The organism is Jatrophihabitans endophyticus (assembly GCF_900129455.1).
Taxonomy (GTDB): Bacteria; Actinomycetota; Actinomycetes; order Mycobacteriales; family Jatrophihabitantaceae; genus Jatrophihabitans; species Jatrophihabitans endophyticus.
The window spans coordinates 576,357-592,239 of the sequence record NZ_FQVU01000003.1 but is presented as its reverse complement, the minus strand read 5'-3'; the positions used below and the strand labels follow the sequence as shown (position 1 = coordinate 592,239).

Annotated in this window: 16 protein-coding genes; 11 read left to right on the top strand and 5 right to left on the bottom strand. The window is 73.4% G+C overall.

The features are described from left to right. Positions 1 to 20 precede the first annotated feature (20 nt). Genes BUE29_RS12920 through BUE29_RS12900 form a run of 5 tightly spaced genes read right to left on the bottom strand, consistent with a single transcriptional unit; the run spans position 21 to position 5,152 of the window. Positions 21 to 1,430, bottom strand: a complete 1,410-nt coding sequence (locus tag BUE29_RS12920; RefSeq protein ID WP_073390726.1) for an MmgE/PrpD family protein — start codon at positions 1,428 to 1,430, stop codon at positions 21 to 23. Beyond that, positions 1,427 to 2,236 carry a cyclase family protein gene (locus BUE29_RS12915; protein ID WP_073390725.1) on the bottom strand — a complete coding sequence of 270 codons (810 nt, stop codon included), beginning with the start codon at positions 2,234 to 2,236 and terminating at the stop codon, positions 1,427 to 1,429. The genes BUE29_RS12920 and BUE29_RS12915 overlap by 4 nt, the downstream gene beginning before the upstream one ends. Next, positions 2,233 to 3,129, bottom strand: a complete 897-nt coding sequence (locus BUE29_RS12910) for an HpcH/HpaI aldolase/citrate lyase family protein (protein ID WP_073390724.1) — start codon at positions 3,127 to 3,129, stop codon at positions 2,233 to 2,235. The genes BUE29_RS12915 and BUE29_RS12910 overlap by 4 nt, the downstream gene beginning before the upstream one ends. Beyond that, a complete protein-coding gene (locus BUE29_RS12905; RefSeq protein ID WP_073390723.1) occupies positions 3,126 to 4,340 on the bottom strand; it encodes a CaiB/BaiF CoA transferase family protein in 1,215 nt (404 codons plus the stop codon). Before BUE29_RS12905 ends, BUE29_RS12910 begins: the two co-directional genes overlap by 4 nt. Then, the gene (locus BUE29_RS12900) at positions 4,337 to 5,152 is read right to left on the bottom strand and encodes an IclR family transcriptional regulator (protein ID WP_073390722.1); all 816 of its coding nucleotides are present in this window, start codon (positions 5,150 to 5,152) and stop codon (positions 4,337 to 4,339) included. The genes BUE29_RS12905 and BUE29_RS12900 overlap by 4 nt, the downstream gene beginning before the upstream one ends. 245 nt (positions 5,153 to 5,397) lie before the next feature. Between BUE29_RS12900 and BUE29_RS12895 the strand changes: the two genes are divergently transcribed. The 11 genes from BUE29_RS12895 to BUE29_RS12845 are packed head-to-tail and all read left to right on the top strand — an operon-like array spanning position 5,398 to position 15,883. Further along, positions 5,398 to 6,675 (top strand): ABC transporter substrate-binding protein, encoded by a 1,278-nt coding sequence (locus BUE29_RS12895; RefSeq protein WP_073390721.1) that lies wholly within the window; start codon positions 5,398 to 5,400, stop codon positions 6,673 to 6,675. A gap of 8 nt (positions 6,676 to 6,683) precedes the next feature. Next, positions 6,684 to 7,622 (top strand): branched-chain amino acid ABC transporter permease, encoded by a 939-nt coding sequence (locus BUE29_RS12890; protein WP_084181117.1) that lies wholly within the window; start codon positions 6,684 to 6,686, stop codon positions 7,620 to 7,622. After that, the gene (locus tag BUE29_RS12885; protein WP_084181010.1) at positions 7,619 to 8,677 is read left to right on the top strand and encodes a branched-chain amino acid ABC transporter permease; all 1,059 of its coding nucleotides are present in this window, start codon (positions 7,619 to 7,621) and stop codon (positions 8,675 to 8,677) included. The genes BUE29_RS12890 and BUE29_RS12885 overlap by 4 nt, the downstream gene beginning before the upstream one ends. Then, positions 8,674 to 9,408, top strand: coding sequence for an ABC transporter ATP-binding protein (locus BUE29_RS12880; protein WP_073390720.1), 735 nt, complete (start codon positions 8,674 to 8,676; stop codon positions 9,406 to 9,408). The genes BUE29_RS12885 and BUE29_RS12880 overlap by 4 nt, the downstream gene beginning before the upstream one ends. After that, the gene (locus BUE29_RS12875) at positions 9,395 to 10,096 is read left to right on the top strand and encodes an ABC transporter ATP-binding protein (protein WP_073390719.1); all 702 of its coding nucleotides are present in this window, start codon (positions 9,395 to 9,397) and stop codon (positions 10,094 to 10,096) included. The genes BUE29_RS12880 and BUE29_RS12875 overlap by 14 nt, the downstream gene beginning before the upstream one ends. Continuing rightward, positions 10,093 to 11,448 (top strand): MmgE/PrpD family protein, encoded by a 1,356-nt coding sequence (locus tag BUE29_RS12870; protein ID WP_073390718.1) that lies wholly within the window; start codon positions 10,093 to 10,095, stop codon positions 11,446 to 11,448. The genes BUE29_RS12875 and BUE29_RS12870 overlap by 4 nt, the downstream gene beginning before the upstream one ends. A gap of 20 nt (positions 11,449 to 11,468) precedes the next feature. Further along, the gene (locus BUE29_RS12865) at positions 11,469 to 12,107 is read left to right on the top strand and encodes an aspartate/glutamate racemase family protein (protein ID WP_073390717.1); all 639 of its coding nucleotides are present in this window, start codon (positions 11,469 to 11,471) and stop codon (positions 12,105 to 12,107) included. After that, positions 12,104 to 13,489, top strand: coding sequence for an FAD-dependent oxidoreductase (locus tag BUE29_RS12860; RefSeq protein WP_073390716.1), 1,386 nt, complete (start codon positions 12,104 to 12,106; stop codon positions 13,487 to 13,489). Before BUE29_RS12865 ends, BUE29_RS12860 begins: the two co-directional genes overlap by 4 nt. Continuing rightward, a complete protein-coding gene (locus BUE29_RS12855) occupies positions 13,486 to 14,022 on the top strand; it encodes a pyridoxamine 5'-phosphate oxidase family protein (RefSeq protein ID WP_073390715.1) in 537 nt (178 codons plus the stop codon). The genes BUE29_RS12860 and BUE29_RS12855 overlap by 4 nt, the downstream gene beginning before the upstream one ends. Beyond that, the gene (locus tag BUE29_RS12850; protein ID WP_073390714.1) at positions 14,019 to 14,414 is read left to right on the top strand and encodes an EthD domain-containing protein; all 396 of its coding nucleotides are present in this window, start codon (positions 14,019 to 14,021) and stop codon (positions 14,412 to 14,414) included. The genes BUE29_RS12855 and BUE29_RS12850 overlap by 4 nt, the downstream gene beginning before the upstream one ends. Next, positions 14,411 to 15,883, top strand: a complete 1,473-nt coding sequence (locus tag BUE29_RS12845) for a dihydroorotase (protein ID WP_073390713.1) — start codon at positions 14,411 to 14,413, stop codon at positions 15,881 to 15,883. The genes BUE29_RS12850 and BUE29_RS12845 overlap by 4 nt, the downstream gene beginning before the upstream one ends.

The window sequence follows — 15,883 nt, the reverse complement described above, 5'->3', positions numbered from 1 at the left end:
CCCCGCGACGGCGCGGCGACTCACCCCCGCAGCAGGGCCACCAACGCCGCGAGCGACGGTGCCGAACCGAGCCCGAGCACGGCCGTCGCGAGATCGTCGGCGCGGTCGGCCACGAACGACCGCCGCGCGTTGCCGGCGAACTTCGTCGCCAGCTCGTCGTCGCTCAGCGGGTGCTGCGGGCCGCCGCGATTGACGTCGGTGCGCTCCTCCAGCACCCGGCCGTCGGTCGTGGTGACCCGGACGACCGCGGGGAGCTGGTCGGGGAAGATCTCGTCGCACCGCGCGTCGGGCACGCAGGTCACCGTGGCCGCGAGCGCGAGCCGGCGCGGGTCGCGCGCGGCCTCGTCGGTGAAGTCGTCGTGCGACAGACCGAGCCCACCGCCGCCGACGAGCGCGCTCGCCACGGTGAACGGCCCGCTGAACGCGGCGTGGTAGCCGGACTCCGGCCGGGCCTTCGCCGCGGCCGGCTCGCCGATGGTGCGCAGCACCGAGCTCGGCGCACCGAGCTCGATCGAGCGCACGTCCTCCGGACGCAATCCCGCGTCGCGCAGCCGCAGCGCGGCGTCGATGCCGGCGTGCGTGAAGTGGTTGCAGGGATAGGGCTTGAAGAAGATGCCGGGGAGTTCCCACCGCTCCCCCAGCCCGTCGGTGACCGCGGCGGCGTCGGCGTGCTCGCCGAGCCACGCCTGCAGGAAGCCGAAACGACCCTCGATGACGGTCGGCGGACCGGTGATGCCGGCCGCGGCCATCTCGGCGGCGACGACGCCGCTGTGCGCGGCCCACCCGCAGTGGACCCGCTTCACCGTGCCGCCGGTGCGATTGGCCTCGATGACGCCGGCACCCATGCTCGCGGCGATGCCGATCGCGGACGCGATGCCGTCCTCGTCCAGCCCGAGCAGCATGGCGGCGGCGCACGCGGCGCCGAGCGTGCCGCAGATCGACGTCGCGTGCTGACCACGGTCGAAGAACACCGACGCCCGGGCGTCCCGGTCGTAGCCGGCCATACCCAGCCGGCAGGTGATCTCGACCCCGACGGCCGCGGCGTCGAGCATCGCCGTGGGCGCGGCACCGGTGGCCTCGGCCACCGCGAGCGCCGCGGGCAGCACGGCCGCCGACGGGTGCAGCACCGACGGCAGGTGCGTGTCGTCGAAGTCGAGCGAGTGGGCGAGCGTGCCGTTGACCAGCGCGGCGGACGCGGCGGGGGCCCGCAGCCCGGCACCGATGACGGTCGCCGCCTCGCGCCCGCCCCACGCCGTCACGAGGCGGGTGACCGCACGCCCCGGCACGAGCTCCGTGGCCGCGACGCTGTTGCCGAGCAGATCCAGGTAGCGGCGGACGACGTCGTGGCGCAGGCGCTCGTCCAGGCCGTCGCGCACCGTCCGCGCCGCCAGCGCGGCGATCGCCTGGACGACCGTCGGGGCGGCCGTCACGACTGCACCGCGGCGAACGGGCGCACCGGGGACCCGGTGCCGCCCACGATGCGCAGCGGCGCCATCACGAACGCGAACTCGGTCAGCCCCTCGGCCGCCGCCTGCTCGAGGTTCAGGTGCTCGATGATGTAGACGCCGGCCTCGACGAGCAGGATGCGGTGCACCGGCAGCACGCGGTGCCCGGCCCCGGCGGGGATCTGCTCGTAGGCCGTGGTGTCGGCACCGGTCGCCCGCACGCCGCGGGCCACCAGCCACTCCGCGGCGTCGGGGGTCGGGCCGGGCACACCGTCGGTCTGGCCGAGGTAGGTCGTCGCGTCGTCGAAATGGCGCGCCCAGCCGGTGCGCACGAGCGCGACGTCACCGGCGGCCAGTGACACCCCGGCCCGCGCCTCGGCGGCGGCGAGGTCGTCGGCCGTCACCCCGTAGCCGGCGGGCAGCGTGTCGACCCCGTGCGCCCCGGCGACGTCGAGGAGCACACCGCGGCACAGCAGCGCGGGCGTCGCGTCCGCGCCGTGGGTGCGGAACGCCCCGCCGGCCTGCGCCTCGGCCGCGTCGACACCACCGTGCAGCAGGCCGTCGTGACTGACGTGCGACAGCGCGTCGACGTGGGTGCCGACGTGCCCACCGGTCACGATGATCTCGTTCGCCGCCGAGCCGCCGTCCGGACGGACCATGTCGCCGTGACGCCGGATGAGCGTCATGCGGAAGCCGGGGTGGTTCGGCGAGCACGGCATGTTGGTGAAGTGGGGGTGGCCGAGCTCGACGACGCGCACGCCCTGCGCGATCGCCGACAGCAGTGCACTCATCGGTTCTCCTGGTCTGGTGACGGGGGTGTGGTGGCCGCGCCGTCGCCACGCCGGGCCAGCCCGAGGACGACCTTGGCGCGGTTGACGACCGCGGCGTCGACGAAGCGCCCGGCGTCGTCGACGACGACCGCGCTCCCCCGCCGCGTGGCGGCGTCGAGCGCCGCGACGACGCGGTGGGCCGCGGCCACCTCGTCCGGGCGCGGGGTGAACGCCTCGTGGACGACCGGGACCTGGCGCGGGTGGACGACCGAGCGACCGACGAAGCCGAGTGCCCGCGCTCGCTCGGTGTCGGCACGCAGCCCGTCGAGGTCGGCGAGATCGGTCCACACGCTCATGACGGGCGCGCCGAGGCCGGCGGCCCGGGCCGTCGCGACGACGTGCCCCCGCGCGTAGGCCAGCGCGGAGCTGTCGAGACCGCCCAGGTCGGCCAGCAGGTCGGCCTCGCCCAGCGCGATGCCGGTGACCTGCGGGTGCGCGCGGGCGAGCACGTCGGCATTGCGCAGCCCGAGCGCGGTCTCGACGAGCAGGTGCAGCGGGCGCCCGAGCCGACCGGCGACGTCGGCGACCAGATCGGCGTCCTCGGCCTTGGGCAGCCGCACGCCGTCGACCGCGGTGCCGGCGACGTCGTGAAGCGCCGCGAGGTCGGCGGCCCCCCACGCCGTCGCGGGGTGGTTCGTCCTGACCCACAACGGCTTCGTACGCCACACGCAGGCGTCCTGCGCGAGGGCTGCGACCAGGGCGTCGCGGGCGGCGTCCTTCGCGTCGGCCGGCACGGCGTCCTCGAGGTCGACCACCACCGCGTCGGCAGGGCCGGCCAGCGCCTTGGCCACCAGCTCGGGCCGGGTGGCCGGGACGTAGAGCCAGGAACGGGGCGCGACGGCGGAGCCGGTCACACGACGCCGTCCGCGCGCAGCCGCTCGAGCTGCGTGGCGTCCACGCCGTAGTCGGCGAGCACCGCCTCGGTGTCTCGTCCGATGCGCGGCCCGGACGACCGGATGTGGCCCGGCGTCTCGGACAGCCGGAAGAGCACGTTCTGCATCTTGAGCGGTCCCAGCTCCTCGTCGTCGACGGTCACGATCGAGTCGAGCGCCGCGAACTGCGGGTCGGTCATCACGTCGCGCACGTCGTAGATCGGGGCGATCGCGGCCTGGGCCTTCTCGAAGGCGGCGACGACGTCGTCGCGGTCGTGCCGTGCGATCCAGGAGCCGACGGCGTCGTCGAGCTCGTCGGCGTGCTCGGCGCGCTGCGTCCCGGTCGCGAACCACGGCTCGTCGATGAGCTCGGGCCGGCCCACGAGGTGCATCACCCGCTCGGCGATCGACTGGGCGCTCGTCGACACGGCGACCCACTTCCCGTCGCGCGTGCGGTAGGTGTTGCGCGGCGCGTTGTTGTGCGAGCGGTTGCCGGTGCGCTCCTGCACCTGCTGCAGCTGGTCCCACGCCGTCGGCTGCGCGCCGAGGACGGTCAGGATGGGTTCGACGATGGCGAGGTCGACGACCTGCCCGCGTCCCGAACGCTCCCGCGCATGGAGCGCGGTCATCGTCGCGTAGGCGGTGGTCAGCGCCGCGATGCCGTCGGCGAGCCCGAACGGTGGGAGCGTCGGCGGGCCGTCCGGCTGCCCGGTGATGGCCGCGAAACCGCTCATCGCCTCGGCCAGCGTGCCGAAGCCGGGACGCGCACTGTACGGGCCGAACTGGCCGAAACCGGTGACCCGGACGAGCACCAGACGCGGGTTGATCCCGCTGAGGACGTCCCAGCCCAACCCCCATCGCTCGAGGGTGCCGGGGCGGAAGTTCTCGATGACGACGTCGGCGTCGGCGACCATCCGCTTGAAGATGGCCTGCCCCTCGGGCGAGCCGAGGTAGAGCGTGACGGCGCGCTTGTTGCGCCCGATCACCTTGCCCCACAAGCCGATGCCGTCCTTCGCCGCGCCGTGGTGGCGGACCGGATCGCCCTTCGGGTGCTCGATCTTGACGACGTCGGCACCGAAGTCGCCGAGCAGCGTGGCCGCGAGCGGGCCGGCGAACAGCGTCGCGACCTCGAGCACCTTGACACCGGCGAGCGCGTCGCCGGCAGTGGGTGCGGTGGTCTGGGTCGTGGTCATCGTGCCTCCGGGAGTCCGCCGGCCCAGCCGAGCGAGCGGGAGATGGTGTCGGCCGCCGCCTGCAGGGCGGGGACGGCCCGGGCGCGCGCCGCGTCGTCGAGCCGGGATCGCGGGCCGCAGACCGAGACCGAGCCGATGACGACGCCGTCGACGTCGAAGACCGCCGCGGCCACCGAGCCGGCGTCGGCCTGGCGTTCGCCGTCGGACGCCGCGACCCCGGACGTGCGGATCTCGTCGAGTTGGGCGCGCAGCGCGTCAGCGTCGACCACGGTGCGGGTCGTGAGTCGGGCGAGGTCGTCGGCGAGCACCTCGTCGCGACGCTCGGGCGGGAGGAAGGCGAGGATGACCTTGCCCGAACTACCGGCGTGCAGCGGGAACCGCGTACCGAGCTCGACGGTCATCTTGATCTCCTGCTCGCTCTCGAACTGGTCGAGATAGACCCGGCCGCCGGGGACGAGCGCCGACAGCGTGGTCGTCTCGCCGGTGCGCCGGCGCAGGTCGGCGATGACGGGGACGCCCGCCGCGCGCAGCCCCGAGTCGCGCAGCGCTCGCGCGCCCAGGGCGGCCGTGGCCGGCCCGAGGCGGTACTCGCGGGTGGGCCCGTCGACGCTGATCAGCTGCTTGTCGGCGAGGGTGCGCAGGATGCGGTGGACCACCGCCTTGGACAACCCGAGCTCGCGGGCGATGGCGCTGACGCCGAGGGTCTGCGGGCCCGAGGCGAACAGCATCAGCACGTTGGCGACGCGCGCCGCGGCCTCGGTTCCGGGTCCGGCGTCGGTGCCCGCGCTGTCTGTCGTGGCGATCGCGGCCACGGCGCCCTCCTAGGTCGGGTGTCCGGGGGAACGTAGCAGGTACCGGAACGCTCCGACCAGTATGTTCCGCTCAGCGATACGGACTTTCCTGGTCTATCGTGCCCTGTCGCAGGGCCGAATCGCTCGCGAAACATCGATGTAGCCGGATATTTTCGTCGACCCGTTGACCCATCCGGGACACCGATGCAAGAGTGGCGCGAAGCACCGTTCCGCTAAGAGATACGGTCCCGACTGACGGAGAACTCATGCGCATGGCGAAGTCGAACGCCGTCCTCGGTGTCGCGGCGGGATGTGCGGCGACCCTCGTCCTCGCCGCCTGCGGCAGCGGGACCACCAGTGGTGGCGGCGGAGGCGGCGGCGGTGGCGCGACCGGTGGCAGCGACGGCGGCAGCGGCAAGACCATCAAGATCGGCACCCTGCACCCGCTGACCGGAACCTTCGCCGGCGACGGCGCTCAGCTGGAGAACGGCGTCAAGCTCGGGATCAAGGCGGTCAACGACGCCGGCGGCATCAAGTCCCTCGGCGGGGCCAAGCTGGCGCTCGACCCGGGCGACACCAAGGGCACGCCCGAGACCGGGCAGAGCGAGGCGCAGCGCCTCGTGCAGGACGGCGCCGTCGCACTCGTCGGCACCTACCAGAGCGCGGTCGCGCAGAACATCGCCGCGGTGGCCGAACGGAACAAGACGCCGTTCCTGATGGACGTGGCCAGTGACAACGAGATCCTGCAGCACGGCTACAAGTACTCGTTCCGCGTGCAGCCCAAGGCGTCGCTGTTCGCCGAGCAGGCGGCCAAGTACCTGCAGACGCTCAACGCGTCGGCCAGCCCCAAGATCACGAAGATCGCCTACCTGCACGAGAGCAGCAACTTCGGCACCGGCAACTACAAGATCTTCAAGCAGGCCGTCGAGCGCGCCGGCGTGAGCGTCAGCCCCGAGATCGGCTACGACGCCGCCAGCGTGTCGGACCTGACCACGCAGGTCACGCAGATCAAGGCCAGCGGCGCGCAGGCGGTCGCGGTGTCCGGCTACTACAACGACGGCGTCCTCGCCGCCAAGGCCATCGCCGCGGTGCAGCCGAAGCTGCAGGCCGTGCTCGGCGTCGCCGACGGCGCGTTCGACCAGGCGCAGTTCGTCGCCGACGTCGGCAGCCGGGCGGAGAACTACTTCGACGTCAACTACGCGCTCGGCAAGTCGGCCGAGGCCACCAAGCTGGCCACGGACTACCGCAGCACCTACGGCGCGGCCATGCGCACCGAGGCCGCCATCGCCTACGACGCCGTCAAGGTGATCGCCGCCGGCCTGGAGGGCGCCAAGAGCACCGACCGCACCAAGCTGCGCGACGCCATCGCCGCGAGCAAGGTGACGCCGGTCGTCAGCGGCTCCACCATCAGCTTCGACGCCGCCGGCGAGAACACGGGCGCCCTGCCGGTGCTGGAGCAGGTGCAGAAGGGCAAGGTCGTCACGGTCCTGCCCGCGAAGGACGCCACGGCCGAGCCGATCTTCCCGGCGGTTCCCGGCAAGTGACCACGCTCATGAGGGGCCGCACCGCCGGCCTGCTGGCCGTCCTGGCCGTCGCCGTCGTCGCCGGCGGCTACGCCAAGGCGGGCAGCGGCCAGGTCGTCATGCAGGCGATCGTCACCGGCATCCTGTCCGGCGGCATCTACGGCCTCGTGGCGATGGGGCTGACTCTGATCTTCGGGGTGCTCGACATCGTCAACTTCGCCCACGGCGCGTTCCTCATGGTCGCGATGTTCGTCACCTACGCCTTCGTGAGCGGCACCGGCACCAACCCCTATCTCGCCCTCGTCGTCGCCGTCCTCGCCCTGCTCGTGCTCGGCGGCCTCGTCCAGGGCGGACTGCTCAACCGCACGATGGGACGACCGCTGGAGAACCAGCTGCTCATCACCCTCGGGGTGTCGCTGCTGCTCACGAACGTGGCACTGCTCGTCTACGGCGGCGACCCACACAGCGTGGGGCTGGCCGACGACCGGCGCATCCGCGTCCTCGGTGCCGTCACCAACCTGTCGCGGGTCCTCGCCTTCGCCGGCTCCATCGTGCTGGCGCTCGTGCTCTTCGTCGTCCTGAACCGCACCCGCCTCGGCGCGGCCATCCGCGCCGTCGCGTCGAACAGCGAGGGCGCGGCGCTCGTCGGCATCGACGTCCGCAAGGTCTACATCGCCACGTTCGCCATCGGCACCGCCTGCGCGGGCGCCGCGGGGATGCTCGTCGCCCCGTTCACCACCATCACGCCGAGCAGCGGGAACCAGTACACGATCATCGCCTTCGTCGTGGTGGTCATGGGCTCGAAGGGCAACGCGGTGGGCGCGCTCGTCAGCGGTCTGATCATCGGGCTCGTCGAGCAGTTCGGCGGCGTCCTGCTGCCGGGGCAGAGCCCGCTGCTCGCCGTCTTCGTCGTCTTCGTCCTCGTGCTGTTCCTCCGGCCGCAGGGGCTGTTCGGGAGGCCCGCATGAGCACCGTGTTCGACACCGCGCCGGAGTCCGACGCGTCGGCCCCCGCCACCGCGGCCCGGCACCCCGACGTCCTGTGGGCCCGCCACGGCGTCGCACTGCTCGTGGTGGTGGTGCTCGCCGCGTTCGCGCCCGTGGTGCTGCCGGCCTCGCAGCAGGCCGTCGCCGTCCAGGTGCTGATCTTCGCCATCATGGCCGTCGGCTGGAACCTGATGAGCGGGTTCGGCGGCATGTTCAACTTCGGCAACGCCGCCTACTTCGGTGTGGGCGCCTACGCCGACGCCTACCTGCTCGTCGAGCACGGCGTGTCACCGTGGTTCGGCATGCTCGCCGGCGCCGCCCTCGCGGCGGCGCTCGCCGCCCTCATCGGCTTCCTGACCTTCCGCTACCGGGTCAGCGGGGCGTACTTCGCGCTCGCCACCTTCGCCTTCGCCGAGATCCTCCGGCTCGTCGCCACGAACACCGACCTCGTGAACCGGTCGATCGGGTACAACGTGCCGCTGCTGCAGGACGCGTCCTGGACGCAGCTGCAGTTCCCCGCCGGCGACCACCGCTACTACTGGACCGGCCTGGCGCTGCTCGCGCTCGCGATGCTGGTGACCATCGGCTACCTGCGCTCCCGCTCGGGCCAGTACACCGTCGCCATCCGCGACGACGAGGCCGCGGCCTCCTCGCTGGGAGTGAACGTGCTGCGCTACCGGTTGCAGACGATGGCCCTCTCCGGCGCGATCACCGCCGTGGCCGGGGCCTTCTACACGCAGTACTTCCTGTTCGTGAACCCCGACCTCGCCTTCAGCCAGAACCAGTCGATCCAGTCGATCCTGCCCGCCGTCATCGGCGGCGTGGGCACGATCTGGGGCCCGCTCATCGGCGCGTGCATCGTCGGGCCGCTGTCCAACGGCACGTCGACCCTGCTGCGACATCCACCGGACTGGCTGATGTTCCTGCAGGGACGCAGCGGCCTGGACGTCGTGATCTACGCGGTGCTGCTCATCCTCATCGTGCTGCTGCTGCCCAAGGGCATCTACGGCACCGTGCGCGATCGGCTGCGCCGATGACGCTGCTCGAGGTCCACGGGGTCAGCAAGTCCTTCCGCGGCGTGCGCGCCGTCGACGCGGTCGACCTGTCGGTCGAGGAGGGGCGCATCCAGGGCATCATCGGCCCCAACGGCGCCGGCAAGACCACCTTCTTCAACCTCGTCGCCGGTGCGTTCGCGCCGGACGCCGGACGGATCGTGGTGAACGGCCGCGACGTCACCGGGCTGTCGGCCCACCGGGTCGCCCGGGCCGGCGTGCTGCGCACCTTCCAGCTCATGCGCCCGTTCGCGACGATGACCGTCCTGGACAACGTGACGGTCGCAGCCATGTCACGCACGCGGTCGCGGCGCCGCGCCCAGGACGAGGCCAGCGAGGTCATCGACCGCATCGGGCTCACCCGCTGGCGGGACTCGGTCTCGGGCGCGCTGCCCACCGCCGCGCTCAAGCGCCTCGAGCTCGGTCGCGCCCTCGCGTGCCGCCCGCGCCTGCTGCTGCTCGACGAGGTGCTCGCCGGCCTCGTCCCGTCCGAACGGCAACCGGTCATCGAGCTCATCGCCGGACTGCGACGGGAGGAGGGCATGACCCTCGTCTTCGTCGAGCACATCATGGCCGCGGTCATGCAGCTGTCGGACTCGGTGCTCGTCCTCGACCAGGGACGGACGATCGCCAGCGGCACCCCGGCCGAGGTCACGAGCGACCCGCGGGTGATCGAGGCGTACCTCGGAGAGGAGCCCACCGTTGCTGGAGCTTGACGCCGTCTCGGCCGGGTACGGCCGGCTGCAGGTCGTCCACGAGATCGAGCTGACCGTCGGCGAAGGCGAGCTGGTCGCGCTCGTCGGCGCCAACGGCGCCGGGAAGTCCACGACGCTGCGCGCGATCAGCGCGCTGCTGCGGCCGACGGCGGGCTCGGTGCGGTTCCGCGGGGAGCGCATCGATCGGCTCCGGCCGCACCAGGTGACCCGACGCGGGCTCGTGCACGTCCCCGAGGATCGTGGCCTGTTCGGTGGCATGACCGTCGAGGAGAACCTGCGCATGGGGGCGTGGACGACGAAGGGTGCGACGGTCAAGCAGGACCTCGCCCGGGTCCACGAGCTGTTCCCGATCCTCGCCGAACGGGCGGGGCAGGCCGCGGAGACGCTGTCCGGCGGCCAGCAGCAGATGGTGGCGATCGGCCGCGCCCTCATGGCCCGGCCCGCGCTGCTGATGCTCGACGAACCGTCGACAGGCCTCTCCCCCAAGCTCACCTGGGAGGTCTTCGACGCCGTGAAGGCCGTGCGCGACAGCGGCGTGGCGGTGCTGCTCGTCGAGCAGAACGCGCACCAGACGCTGACCATCGCCGACCGCGCCTACGTCCTGGAGAGCGGGACGACGGTGCTGCACGGCAACGGGCCCGAGCTCGCCGGCGACCCCCGCGTGCGAAAGGCCTACCTCGGACTGTGACCACGAACGCCACCGACCCGTCCCCCGCGGACGTCACCGCCCGCGCCGTCGCCGACCTCGCCCGCTGGGCGGCCGCGCTGCGGTGGGACGACGTCCCCGAGCCCGTGCGCGAGCGGCTCGCCCTCGTGCTGTTCGACACCCTGGCCGTCACCGCACTGGGTGCCGAGCTGCCCGAACACGCGGCACTCGTCGCGGCGTGGCGGCCGGGCCCGGGGCCGGCGCCGCTCGCCGGCACCACGACGACCACCACCACCGACACCGCGGCGCACCTGAACGCGGTGGCGCTGGTCAGCCTCGAACTCGACGAGGGCAACAAGTTCGCCCGCGGCCATCCCGCGGCGCACGGCTTCCCGGCCGTCCTGGCCCTGGCCTGCGAGCTCGACGCCAGCGGGCAGGACACGGCCACCGCCCTGCTCGTCGCCTACGAGGTCGCGGCGCGCTTCGGCCGCGCGACGTCCCTGCGCGCCGGCGCCCACCCGCACGGCAACTGGGGTGTGGCAGGGGCGGCGGCCGGCTGCGCCCGACTGCTCGGCCTCGACGCCGACGCCACGGCCGCCGCGATCGACGCCGGGTCGGCCCTGCCGGTCGCCGGTCACTTCGCGAGCGCGCTGGACGGCAACCCGGTGCGCAACACCTGGGTGGGCGTGAGCAACACGTCCGGCCTCGCGGCGGCGCGGCTCGCCGCCGCCGGCCTGGCCCGCAACACCGGCTCGGCCGCGACGTCGCTCGGCGACCTGCTGGGCCGCTTCGATCCCACCGCCCTCACCGCCGAGCTCGGGCGGCGCCACGACATCACCCGCGGGTACTTCAAGCGGCACGCGTCCTGCTCGTTCACCCATCCCGCCGCCGACGCCGTCCTCGCGCTGCGCCGCCACGTCGGCCCGGCGAACGTCGACGACGTACTCGTCGAGACGCACTCGCTGGGCGCCGGCCTCGACCGGACCTCGTGGGACTCCCGCCTCGGCGCCATGTTCTCCACCCCGTTCGTCGTCGCCGCGGCCCTGCAGCACGGCCGGGTGGGGCCGCGGCAGTCCGGCCCGCAGCGCGACGACCCCGAGCTGGCGCAGCTCGCAGCCCGCGTCCGGGTGCGGACCGCCGCCGACCTCGACGCCCGGCTGCCGGTCGAGCGCGCCGCCCGCGTCACCATCCACACCGACGACGGCCGCACGCTGGTGCACGAGGTGCCCAATCCCGTCGGCGATGCCGACCACCACCCGCTCGACGCCGACGACGTGGCTGCCCTGTTCGCACAGCTGCTGGCCGACCCGGCCACGCTGCCCCGGCTGCGCGAGCAGGCGTACGGGCTCGCGACCGCGCCGTCGGTCCGCCCGCTGCTCGCCCCGTCCGCCTGACCACCTTCGAAAGGTCGCCGATGCGCCTGTTCGCCGTCACGCCGATCCACGTCACCGACACCGAGCTCGCCCGCAGGCAGGCAAGGTACCGGCGGCTGTGCCCGCCCGGTGTGACGCTCGACCTCGTCGACATCGGTGCCGACGCGCCCACCGCGATGGACACCGCGGCGCAGATCGAGGCGGCCGAGGAGCTCATGGTCGCGGCGCTGCGCGACGCGCCGTCGGGCTACGACGGCCTGCTGCCCGACTGCGTGCTCGACCCCGCCGTCACGGCGCTGGGCGACGACCGGCCGGTGCCGGTCTTCGGCATCCTGCGGCTGTCGATCGGGTACGCGCTGGCCACCGGGCGGCGCGTGGGTGCGGTCACCCGCAACCGCGCGATCGCCGACGCCCTGGTCGCCCAGGTCGGGGCGTACGGCTGGGCCGACCACTTCGTCGGGGTGCGCGTGCTGGACCTCGACTTCGACGCCATCGCCGACGACGAGCGGTGGAACGCCGCACTCGGGGGTGCCGTCGACGAGCTCGCCGAGCGCGGCGCCGACTGGATCGTCAACGGCTGCTCGGCCGTCGAGGTCGTCGCCGCGGCCGGTCGGGCCCGGGTCGTCGATCCCGTCGAGACCGCGCTGCGGCTCGTCGGCGCGGCCGAGGTGACCGGGTGAGCGCCGGCGGACCCGACCTCGTCGTCGCCGGTGCCGGCGGCGGGTTGGTCGCCGCGTTGCGCGCCGCCGAGCTCGGCCTCGACGTCCTCGTGGTCGAGGCGAGCACGCACTACCGCCGCGGCAACAACACCTCGATGTCGACGGCGATGATCCCCGGGTGCGGGTCACGCTTCCAGCGCGACGCCGGCATCGAGGACTCCGTCGAGCTGTTCGTCGCCGACGTCGAGCGCAAGACCAAGGGCGCCGGCGACCTGGAGCTCGCGGGCGTGCTGGGCCGCGTCAGCGCCGAGCTGGTCGAGTGGCTGGCCGACCACGTCGGCCTGCCGATCTCGGTCATGACCGACATGCACTACCCGGGGCACTCGGTCGACCGGTGCCACACGATCCCGAGCCGGCACGGGTCGGACCTCGTCGACGCGCTGGCCCGCGCCGTCGCCGACCATCCCCGCGTCGACCTGCTGGCGCCGGCCCGGCTCACCGACGTCCACGTCGAGGACGGCCGGGTCGTCGGCTGCACCGTCGCCCAACCGGACGGCACGAGCGAGCGGATCGCGACCGACGCGGTGCTGCTCGCCACCAACGGCTACGGCGCCGACCGCGACCTCGTCGCCGAGCACCTGCCCGACATCGCCGCCGCGCACTACCACGGCAGCGAGACCTCCCGCGGGGACGCGCTGCGCATCGGCCGGGCCCTCGGCGCCGCCACCGGTTACCTGGACGCCTACCAGGGGCACGGCGCGCTGTCCTCGGTCGCGACGACGCTCGTCGGCTGGGCGACGATCATGCACGGCGGGGTGATGCTCGACCTCGCCGGCCACCGCTTCGCCGACGAGTCGACCGGGTACTCGGAGTTCGGTCCCACGCTGGCGGCGCAGCCGGGAGCGGCCGGCTGGATCGTGATCGACCGCCGCATCCACGAGCTGTGCCAACCGTTCACCGACTACCGGCAGACGGCGGAGTCCGGTGCGGTGCGCTGGGCCGGGGACGGCGACGCGCTGGCCGCCGTGCTCGACGTGCCCGCGGCATCGCTCGCGGTCGAGCTGCGCGACGTCGAGGCCGTCGCGCGCGGCGAGCGAGCCGACCCGTTCGGCCGTACCGACTTCGAGGCGCCGCTCGCCCCGCCGTACGCCGCGGTCCGCGTCGTCCCGGCGCTGTTCCACACCCAGGGCGGGCTACGCGTGGACGAGCACGCCGCCGTCCGGCGCGAGGACGGCACGGTGATCCCCGGGCTGTACGCGAGCGGCGGCGCGGCGGCCGGCATCTCCGGTCACGGCGCGGCCGGCTACCTCGCCGGCAACGGTCTGCTGCCGGCGCTCGGCCTCGCCTACCTCGCGGCGGGCGACGTCGCCGCCCGGCGGGACGCGCCCGCGGCGGCACGATGACCGCACCCACCCGCGCCGCCGTCCGCGCCTTCCTCGACGAACCGCCCCGGTTCGCGCAGCTCGTCACCGTGGACGCGCACGGCCGGCCGGTGACCCGGACCGTCGGCGCTGCGGTGGCGGCCGACTGGACGCTCGAGCTGCTGGCCCGCCGCGGCCACGCCCGGCTGCGTCAGCTGGCCGCGAACCCGCGGCTGCAGGTCCTCTTCGTCGCGCCCCCGCGCGGCGACGAGCCGCCGGCCCACCCCGCGGTGATCGACTACGGCCGGCCGGTCCCGCGACTGGTCGCCCTCGGCGGACGCGCCGAGCCCATGGCCGCCGACGCCACCCGCGACGCATACCGCCGGCAGCTCGAGGCCGCGATGCGTCGCGGCCACACCCGTGCGCCGCTGCGCTCGCCGGAGCAGGTCGACGCCGACCTCGTCGGGCTGCGCGTGGTCGTCGACCGCGTGCGCGCCGAGGGTTTCGGCGACGACGCGCTGGCCGAGACCTGGGACCCCCGCTCCCCCGACCCCACGACAGGAGGCACGACATGATCAAGGCGATCCTGGGCTACGACCTCGAGCCCGGCGTGACGGCCGAGGAGTACGAGCGGTGGCTGTTCGAGGTCCACGCCCCCGACCTGCTGGCGAACCCGCATCTCGACCGGATCGTCTTCAACCGGGTGCTGCGCCCCGTCACGTCCGCCTCCGGCGGCACCGCCGACATCCCACCGGGGCCGACCTTCTACCGCATCGCCGAGATGCACTTCGCCGGCGAGGACGCCTACCGCGCCTACCGCGCCTGGTTCGACGACCACCCGCTTCCGGTCGAGCGTGGGCCGGCCGGCCGGACGGCGTTCCGGTTCTACCTCGTCACCGAGCCCACGGTCGTCGGACGAGACACCGACGGCAGAGTGCGCATCATCGAGAACAAGGAGCAGTCATGACGACCCTGGACCTGCTGGTCACCGACGTGCAGGTGGTCCGCCCGGACCGCGCGGAGGTCGAGCGCGTCGACCTCGGTGTGAAGGACGGTGTCTTCACCCGCATCGAGACCGGCATCGACCCCGCCGAGGCGACGACCGTCGTCGACGGCCGCGGGCTGCTCGCCTTCCCCGGTGCCGTCGACGCCCATCAGCACTGGGGCATCTACAACCCGCTGCCCGACGACACCGGGACCGAGTCGCGCGCGTGCGCCCAGGGTGGCGTCACGACGTCGCTGACCTACATGCGCACCGGGCAGTACTACATGAACCGCGGCGGCAGCTATCACGACGTGTTCCCGGCCGTGCTCGCCGCGAGCGAGGGCCGCTCGTACGTCGACTACGCCTTCCATCTCGCGCCGATGATGAAGGAGCACATCGACGAGATCCCGTGGCTGGTGGCCGAGCAGGGCGTCACGTCGTTCAAGATCTTCATGTTCTACGGCAGCCACGGCCTGCACGGCCGGTCGGCGAACCAGAGCGACTTCCTGATGATCCCCGAGGGCGAGCGGTACGACATCGCGCACTTCGAGTTCGTCATGCGCGGCATCCAGGCCGCCCGGGAGAAGCTGCCCGAGCACGCCGACTCGATCTCGCTGTCGCTGCACTGCGAGACCGCCGAGATCATGACCGCCTATACCAAGCTGGTCGAGCAGACCGGGCGCCACGACCTCGAGGCCTACAGCGACTCGCGGCCGCCGCACTCCGAGGGGCTCGCCGTCACCATCGCGAGCTACCTGGCCCACGAGACCGGCCTGCCCACCATCAACCTGCTGCACCTGTCGTCGGCCAAGGCGATGGAGGCGGCCATGCTGATGGCCCGGACCTTCCCGCACGTCGACTTCCGCCGCGAGGTGACGATCGGCCACCTGCTGGCCGACATCACGACCGCGTCGGGGCTCGGCGCGAAGGTGAACCCGCCCATCCGGCCGCGCGCGGACGTCGAGGCGCTCTGGGAGCACCTGCTCGCCGGTGACGTCAGCTGGGTCGTGAGCGACCACGCCTGCTGCAAGGACGAGCACAAGTTCGGCGAGCCGCGCGACGACGTGTTCGCGGGCAAGTCCGGCTTCGGCGGCACCGAGTACCTGCTGCCCGGGCTCGTCGGCGAGGGTCGCAAGCGGGGGCTGTCCTACCAGCAGGTGGCGCAGCTCGTGTCGTGGAACCCGGCGCAGCGCTTCGGGCTGCACAGCAAGGGCACCATCGAGCTCGGCTACGACGCCGACTTCGCGCTCGTCGACCCCGACCGCGCCTGGACGGTGCGGGCGGCCGACTCGCTGTCGACGCAGGAGTACACGCCCTTCGAGGGGATGGAGATCGGGGCGACCGTCACCGACACCTTCGTCCGGGGCGCGCACGTGCTCGCCGACGGCGCGATCAACGGCGAGCCCACCGGCCGGTACCTGCACCGCCCCACCGCGCGGGACGCGGGCTGA